Source organism: Labedella phragmitis, from assembly GCF_004078635.1.
GTDB lineage: Bacteria > Actinomycetota > Actinomycetes > Actinomycetales > Microbacteriaceae > Labedella > Labedella phragmitis.
This window is the reverse complement of sequence record NZ_RZNB01000008.1, coordinates 98721-106111: the sequence shown is the minus strand read 5'-3', so window position 1 is coordinate 106111 and position 7391 is coordinate 98721. Positions and strand designations below refer to the sequence as shown.

Below are 7391 nucleotides of genomic sequence, written 5' to 3'. Positions count from 1 at the left end.
GCTGGTGCGAAGTCCACCACGTCACCCCGCACCGGCACGGCGGCCGAACTCACGTCGACAACGGAGTGCTCCTGTGTTGGGGCCACCACCAGAAGATCGACTCCGGACCCTGGCGCATCAGCATGCCCAACGGAATCCCACACGTCCGCGGACCCGGACACCCAAACTGGACCCACGTCACGAAAACACGCGGACGACCGCCACTCGCTGCCACCGGCTAGCGCCCTCAGGGGAGAGGCGCCGCCACGCGTCCTTGGACATCGATCAGGGAACATGAGCGGCCACCCGAGGCCGACGCATGTCGCTCGAACGAGGAACTGTGGCCGTCACGGGCGAGCGGATATCGTCGCGGGCGGCACACGCTCTCGACCCTCGCCGCCCTCCTGACCGGCTGGAGCATGATCCAGGACCTGCTTCCCGGAGAGACGCGCGACCCGGAGACCGGCGAGATCGTGGAAGGTGGCAGCACCGACGTCCTCACCCTCGAGGAAGGCGACTGCATCGACGACGAGGCGTCGGCCGAGGCGCCCGCCGAGGGAGAGGAGGACATGGAGGAGATCTACGATGTCCCCACCGTGCCGTGCAGCGACCCCCACACGTGGGAGGTGATGACGAACCTCGTCATGACCGACGACGACTTCTCCGGCGACGCCGAGACGGCGGCGTATGCCGACGAGCAGTGCTTGACCGAATTCGAGGGCTTCATCGGTGTCGCACACGACGACTCCATGCACGACTTCACCTACTACGTCCCGACAGCGGCCAGCTGGGCCGCGGGCGATCGGACCATCAACTGCCTCATCGGCGGCGTCGAGCAGACCACGGGCAGCCTCCGCGACGCAGGCCGATGACGCCCGACTGACGCCCGCAGCGTTCCCTCGGCGCCAGCCGGTACTGCCGACGATGGCTCGCTTCGATCGACATCGAAGCGAGCCATCGTCGTCGCAGCGACCCCCGCCGCCCTACTCTCTGGTCGCGTGCCGGGCTCGGCGCTGTGCACCGATCCGCGCGAGCACGGTCGCACCGATGCCCGCGGCCATCAGGAGGAGCGCGAGAACCCATTCGACGACGACACCGTCGGCACCCGTCGCGGCGAGGTCGTCGCCCGATCCGCCATCTGCATCGGCCGACTCGTCACCCGTTCCGGCGTCCCCTCCGGGCAGCCCCGGCGACGACGGGTCTCCAGCCGGCGGCCCGGTCGGAGCGGGGGTGGAGGGCACAGGGTTTGGCACGGGATCCGTGGGGCCGGGCGTGGGCTCCAGCTCGGCCGCGCAGTCGACGTCGCACACGGCGAAGGTCGAGAGGACGGCCTTGTGGTCGCTCGGCCAGACGCCCTCGGGCGAGAGGATGACGTCCTCGCTGTCCTTGTCGACGACCTCACCCCGGACGATCGTGCCCTCCGGGCCGACGATGAGAGAGTCCTGCAGGGCGATGCGCTCGTCGGGCGTGTAGAACACGAAGTCGATCCGGTCGCGCTCGTCCGCCTCGGGAGTCCAGGTGAGGACCGACGGGTCGAACGCCGGGTTCTCGATCGCCCAGGTGATGCCGGGGTGCGTCACGGGGTCCGGGTACTTCTCCCGGTAGGAGTCGACCATGCCTGCGTCGAGCAGAACCTGGAGCGCCGGCCACTCGATCACGGTGCCGTTGTGGTCGAACATGTCGGCGGTGGCCTCGGTCCAGTCCTCACCGGAGGGCTCGTTGAAGTCGCCGCCGAGGATCGTGAGCCGTCCGGCGGCCCGCTCTGCGGCGGCGTCGGCGGCGACGGCCGCGGCTTCCTCCGGCCGGTCCGAGCCGTTCGACGCGCGCAGGATCTCGTCGACATCGGTTACGGGAGCCGCGAGCTGATCCCACGTCTCCCACCCGACAGGGTATTCGCCCGGGAGCCCGCGGATCTCCCCGCCGTATCCGCGCGGGAGGTAGTTCGCGTACCAGCGGTACTCGAGGTGGCCGCCGTACACAGCGGTCTCCGTGCCGTTCACGTCGAGGACGGCCTTCGTCCAGTCTCCGCCGACGGTCGCGCTGTCGAGGATCGGGTAGCGCGAGATGACGCCGGTATCGGTCGCGTCGACGAAGGAGAAGCCGAGCAGGCGCGCGATCTCGCCCGTCGCGCTGCCCTTCTCCGGCGTGAAGACCACGTCGGCATCCGTCTCGGCGATGATGTCCGCGATCCGCTGTGATCCGTCGTCGATCTGGGTCCCGCCGTGCCAAAGGTTGAAGGTCAGGACGGAGAGCTCGCTCACTCCGTCGACTTCGGGCTTCGGGGCGGTCGGCTTCGTCGGTTCCTCGGGTTCGGTGGGCTCACCCGCCGTCACGGTGAGATCGATGGGGCCGGCGAGCGCCCCGTACCCGTCGTCGTGGAGGAGGTAGAGGTCGTAGTCGCCGATGCCGATGTCGGCGGTGTTCCTCGTCCATCCGCCGCGCTCGTTCGGACCCCACTGCACGGTCCCCGTCGCGTCGGGCACGTAGCGCCAGTCGAGGGAGGCGGGACCCGTGCCCGGGACGATGCCGTCACGGTAGATGCCGATCCAGTTCTTCGCCGCGACGTCCTCTCCCGCATCGAACGAGATCGAGACGGTGCCGTCCTCGGTGATCGTCGTCGCGTCGACGGTCAGCGCTCCCGCTGCCGCGAACGCCGGCCCTGAGAAGGTGGTTCCGGGGAGGATCGCGACGGCCGCGGCCGCGGCCGCGACGGCGACGAGCGCACTCAGTCGGCGGCGCGCTCGCGGCGAGCCAGAGCGGCGGTCACGCGGTGGGAACGGATGAGGCATGGGGGAGGAGTCCTTCCGATCGGGTGAGCCTTCGGAACGCTATTCACTCCGATCGACGCATTCGTGAACTCCTCGTGCCGGTCGTGTGAACCTCCGATCCACTTCGCCGCCGGCGCCGAACCTTCCCAGTCACCCCACGCCACCCGAAGTCGCGGGGGCGGCACTCGCGTCCACCCGAATGATCGGCTCAGCCGTCATGACGCGATGAGGGGGGATCTCACGGCAACGGCGCCGTGTGCTCCCGCCCCTTCTCGACACCCGGCCGCCAGCCGAGCGCGGGCCCGAGCGCGCCCGCGATGTCGCCGAGGATCTGCACGTAGTCCTCGGGCTCGAGGGTGAACGGCAGCGCGAACGCGACCTCGTCGACCTCGCGGAACCCCGCATCGTCGCGGAGTCGCTCGGCGATCTCCGCCGAGGTGCCGAGCAGGTCGGCGGCGAAGAGCAGCCGCCGGGGGCCGTGCGCCACTCCCACCCGGCCGGCCCTGGAGTCGACGTAGTCGCGGTAACGGGCGCGCTGGGTCGGCGTCGCGCTGTCCGTCGGGATGACGACGAGTCCCTGCGACACCCGCGCCCGCTCGCCGTCCGGGTGGACCGCCCGGTAGGCGCGGATCTGCTCGGCCTGGTTGGAGGCGAAGTCGGTCGTGCCGTTCTCCCCCGCGATCACGCTGCTCGTGAGCAGCCGGAAGCCGTTCTCCCCCGCCCACTGCGCCGAGCGCAGCCCGGCGGCCCCGTACCAGAGGCGATCGGCGAGCCCCGGCGAGTGCGGTTCCACGCGGTCGGAGAATTCCTCGATGCCCGCGCGGCCCGCCTCGCCGACGGCGTCGCCGCGCAGGAACGACCGGAGTCGGAGCAGGCGGTCGTAGCCGAGGACCTCCTGCTCGAGCGTGTCCGGGTAGATCGCGTCCTGGTAGCGCTCGAAGTTCATCGGTCGGCCCGTGCTGAAGCCAGGCATGATCCGCCCGCCGGACAGCACGTCGACCGTCGCGAGGTCCTCGGCCAGGCGGAACGGGTTCTCCGCGCCGAGCGGGGTGACCGCGGTGCCGAGTTCGATCGTGCTCGTCCGCTGCGACGCCGCTGCCATGACGGCGACGGGCGAGGAGATGCCGAACTGCAGGTGCCGGTGTCGCAGCCATGCACTGTCGAAACCGAGTTCCTCGCCGAAGCGGATGAGTTCGAGCGTCGACTCGTGGCCGGCGCGCGGGTCGGCGGGGTCGAAGAGTCCCATCGTGAGGAAGCCGAGCCGCGCGAGCGTGCGGCTCGAGCCACGGCCGGACGGTTGCGATGACGAGGGGGACGGAACCGCTGCTGCCATCCTTCGACCCTACGTTCTCACGGTCTCGCGGATCGCCGCCCGCTGTCGCCGAAACGGGGCCGTCTGCGAAAGACGATTCTCAACGTGACCACGGCCACCGACCGCTACTCGAGCAGCTTGCCCGCGACCGCGACCTCCTGCATGAGCGCTTGGATCTCGGCGGGGATCGGCGGGATCTCCTCGCGCACGACACCCGTGCTCGGCGACCAGACGAGGTTCACCTGGAGCGCCGGGTCGAGCTCGGGATAGTCACTGCGGTTGTGGGCCCCGCGCGTCTCACGGCGCTCGAGGGCCGCCTCGAGCGTCGCACGCGCGGCGAGGGCCGCCGACTTCAGGTCGAACGCGTGGGCGAGGTCCTGGAATCCCGCGATGTCGGGGTGGATGCCGACGTCGGCGATTCGCGCCTCGATGGCGTCCAGCTCGGCGAGACCGGCGCGGAGCCCGGCCTCGTCGCGGACGACGCCCGCGTGCTCCGTCATGGTGTTGCGGATCGCGCGCTGCAGAGCGCGCACGTTCTCCTCGCCGTCGGCGGCGAGCAGCGTCGCGATCTCGTCACGCGCCGTCGCGACGGCCGCGGCAGACCGCTTCTGCGCCGTGAGCGACGCCGAGTAGTCCGCAGCCGCCTGGCCGACGATGCGACCGAAGACGAGCAGTTCGATGAGCGAATTCCCGCCGAGGCGGTTCGCGCCGTGCAGTCCGCTCGACGCCTCGCCGATCGCATAGAGACCGGGCACGTCGGTGCCGTGGTCCTCCGGCCGCACCCACACGCCGCCCATCGAGTAGTGCGCCGTCGGCGCGATCTCGATCGGCTCCTTCGTGATGTCGAGCATCTGCAGCTCGAGCATCGTCTGGTAGACCCGCGGCAAGCGCGTCATGATCGTCTCGCGTGGGAGGTGCGAGACGTCGAGCCAGACGCCGCCGTTGGACGTGCCGCGCCCCTCCTTGATCTCCGTGTAGCACGCGAGTGCTACGCGGTCGCGTGTCGACAGCTCGAGACGCTCCGGGTCGTAGCGATGCATGAACCGCTCGCCGAGGCCGTTCCTCAGGATGCCGCCCTCGCCGCGGGCGGCCTCGGAGATGAGCGTGCCGGCGGCGTTCTCCGGCTCGATGATGCCGCTCGGGTGGAACTGGACGAGCTCAGGGTCACGGAGTCGGGCGCCCGCCTCGACGGCGAGACGGAACGAGTCGCCCGTGTTCTCGTCACGGCGCGACGACGTGCGGCGCCAGATCCGGTTGTGGCCACCGGCCGCGAGGATGACCGCGTCGGCGTGGATGAGGTAGCGGGTGCCGTCCTCGATGTCGAAGCCGTACGCACCGAAGACGGCGCCGTCCTCGTTCACGAGGATGCGCGTCACGTAGACGGTGTCGAGGATCGGCACATGGAGTTGGGCAGCGCGGTTGACGAGCGTGCGCTGGATCTCGAGACCGGTGTAGTCGCCCGCGAAGGCGGTCCGGCGGTACGTGTGGGCGCCGAAGAAGCGCTGCGAGATGCGCCCGTCGTCCTCGCGCGCGAACGGCATGCCGTAGCGCTCGAGGTCGTCGATCCCGCGGGCGGCGCCCTCCGTCACGATCTGCACCGTATGGGGGTTCGCGAGCAGGTAACTCTCCTTGAGGGTGTCAGCGGCGTGCTGTTGCCAGCTGTCCTCCTCGTCCATCGTCGCGAGGGCGGCGTTGATGCCACCTGCCGCGAGGGAGGTGTGGGCATCGGCCTTCGAGCGCTTGCCGAGGGCGAGCACGTCGACGCCGGCCTCCGCGAGCTCGATCGCGGCGCGCAGGCCGGAGCCGCCGGTCCCGATGACGAGCACCGACGTGGAGATTCGCCGTTCTGAAGTAGTCATGCTTCCACGCTAGGCGCGTCTTTCGGATTACTCCAATGCATATAAGTCCTAGCGACGATGTGCATCGGCTATCGACGTGAGCCTCGCTCACCGGGTCGGTTCCGACGCCGCCTCCCGCTCGTCGGCTGGACCCGGCGCTGACCGTCGCCGCGAGGAGCTCGGTCGCCGGCGTCAGATGGCGGCGCAGCGCTGGTCGATCGTCGTCATGGCCGTCACCGTCAGGATCCGGCCGCCCGGAACTTGGATGTATCGGAGCGTCGCCCGGAACGGAAGACCTCGAGCGCCTGATCGGGCGAGACCGAGGATGGCGCGAACAGGACCGACTCGTCAGACGCGATGTACAGCGTGCCACCGCCGCGCACCATGTGGAACACCGCGACCGCGTCATCCTCGGGAAGCAGGCGGTAGCCGAGCGGAGCGTCCTGGGGCACCATCTTGCGCCAGTGCGCGACGCCGACATCGATGAGGTGCTGCTGCCGCGCGTCGGGCCGCTCGTCGCCTCCCGTGCCGGTCACCGGCGCGGAGGGCTCCGACCGGTGCTGGGGCGGAACGTAGAGGCTGTCGCGCGGAACCTCGCGGCCCGTCGCGGTGTCGACGATCCGGATGCCGAGCTCGTCGTGCACCAGCTGCAGGTCGGACCCCACCGGCAGGTCCCAGATCCCGATGAGCGCCGGCTCGATCGCGCAGAGCTCGTTGAAGTCGATGATCTGCCAGTTCGAGCTGTCGTTCAGGTACTCGCTCGTGTCGATGTGGCTCATGATCTGCCAGCCGTTGTCGGCGGGCGCCTGGGAAGGCCGCCTGACCATCCACCGGACCCGGCCGCGCCCCTCGATCACGTTGGTGGTCGCCAGGCACGCGCCTGCCTTCGGAATGAACTCGATGTATGGCGTCGCCATCATCGCTCCCCTCTCGTCATTATCTGTATATCAGTCCCCATCGACCCCGCGTGCAGCTTCGCACTCGAGCATCGGTCCGCCGTCGCCCGCTGCAGTTCCGCGGCGGGGCGGGTCCGAGTGGCCCGCCTCGGCCAGCTTCCGCTGCAGCCACGCGGGACGGTGCTCCGGGTCACGCGGGAACTTCTCCTGATCGGCCAACCACGCCGACGAGACGATCGGCACGTGCGACCACGGCTCCTCGTCGTAGGCGTACGTCGCCCCCGCCCGACCGTCGCGAGTCACCGTCAGCGTCATCGAGAACCACGTGCCCTTGCCCGGCTCGTACATCGCCGTGCGCAGCCTCGAGCGCAGCAAGGAGACGCGACCCGGAGCATCAAGAGGCTCTGCACGCTCGTCATCGAAGACGGCGGACGCCTGGACGTCCGTCACGCCCCCGACGCTCGCGGCGGTGTAGCGCAGCTCGCGCCACGCGGCGGGCGCAGCTTCCGCGAGCGCACCTGCCATCTCGGTGCGCAGATGCGCCTCGGCCAGTATCGGCGGCTCGTTCATTTCCATGTGATCGGTTCGGCATCCTCGG

Annotated in this window: 7 protein-coding genes; 2 read left to right on the top strand and 5 right to left on the bottom strand. The window is 69.9% G+C overall.

Annotation, left to right across the window (positions count from 1 at the left end):
* Together ELQ90_RS15940 and ELQ90_RS15935 are read left to right on the top strand one after the other, a co-directional pair.
* A partial coding sequence (locus ELQ90_RS15940; protein ID WP_133425025.1) for an HNH endonuclease occupies positions 1 to 221 on the top strand: 221 nt, incomplete at its 5' end.
* Positions 222 to 398: 177 nt separating this feature from the next.
* Positions 399 to 851 (top strand): septum formation family protein, encoded by a 453-nt coding sequence (locus ELQ90_RS15935; RefSeq protein WP_128496289.1) that lies wholly within the window; start codon positions 399 to 401, stop codon positions 849 to 851.
* Positions 852 to 962: 111 nt separating this feature from the next.
* Here ELQ90_RS15935 and ELQ90_RS15930 read toward each other — a convergent pair whose 3' ends face one another.
* From ELQ90_RS15930 to ELQ90_RS15910, 5 genes are all read right to left on the bottom strand, one after another.
* Entirely contained in the window at positions 963 to 2768 is a 1806-nt protein-coding gene (locus ELQ90_RS15930) for an endonuclease/exonuclease/phosphatase family protein (RefSeq protein ID WP_128496288.1), read from the bottom strand.
* A 217-nt stretch (positions 2769 to 2985) separates the two neighbouring features.
* Complete coding sequence (locus ELQ90_RS15925) at positions 2986 to 4080, bottom strand: LLM class flavin-dependent oxidoreductase (protein ID WP_128496287.1); 1095 nt, start codon at positions 4078 to 4080, stop codon at positions 2986 to 2988.
* 104 nt (positions 4081 to 4184) lie between these two features.
* A complete protein-coding gene (locus tag ELQ90_RS15920) occupies positions 4185 to 5918 on the bottom strand; it encodes an L-aspartate oxidase (RefSeq protein ID WP_128496286.1) in 1734 nt (577 codons plus the stop codon).
* Positions 5919 to 6136: 218 nt separating this feature from the next.
* Positions 6137 to 6814 (bottom strand): DUF2185 domain-containing protein, encoded by a 678-nt coding sequence (locus tag ELQ90_RS16825; RefSeq protein WP_208020691.1) that lies wholly within the window; start codon positions 6812 to 6814, stop codon positions 6137 to 6139.
* A 30-nt stretch (positions 6815 to 6844) separates the two neighbouring features.
* Entirely contained in the window at positions 6845 to 7369 is a 525-nt protein-coding gene (locus ELQ90_RS15910; protein ID WP_128496285.1) for a hypothetical protein, read from the bottom strand.
* Positions 7370 to 7391 lie beyond the last annotated feature (22 nt).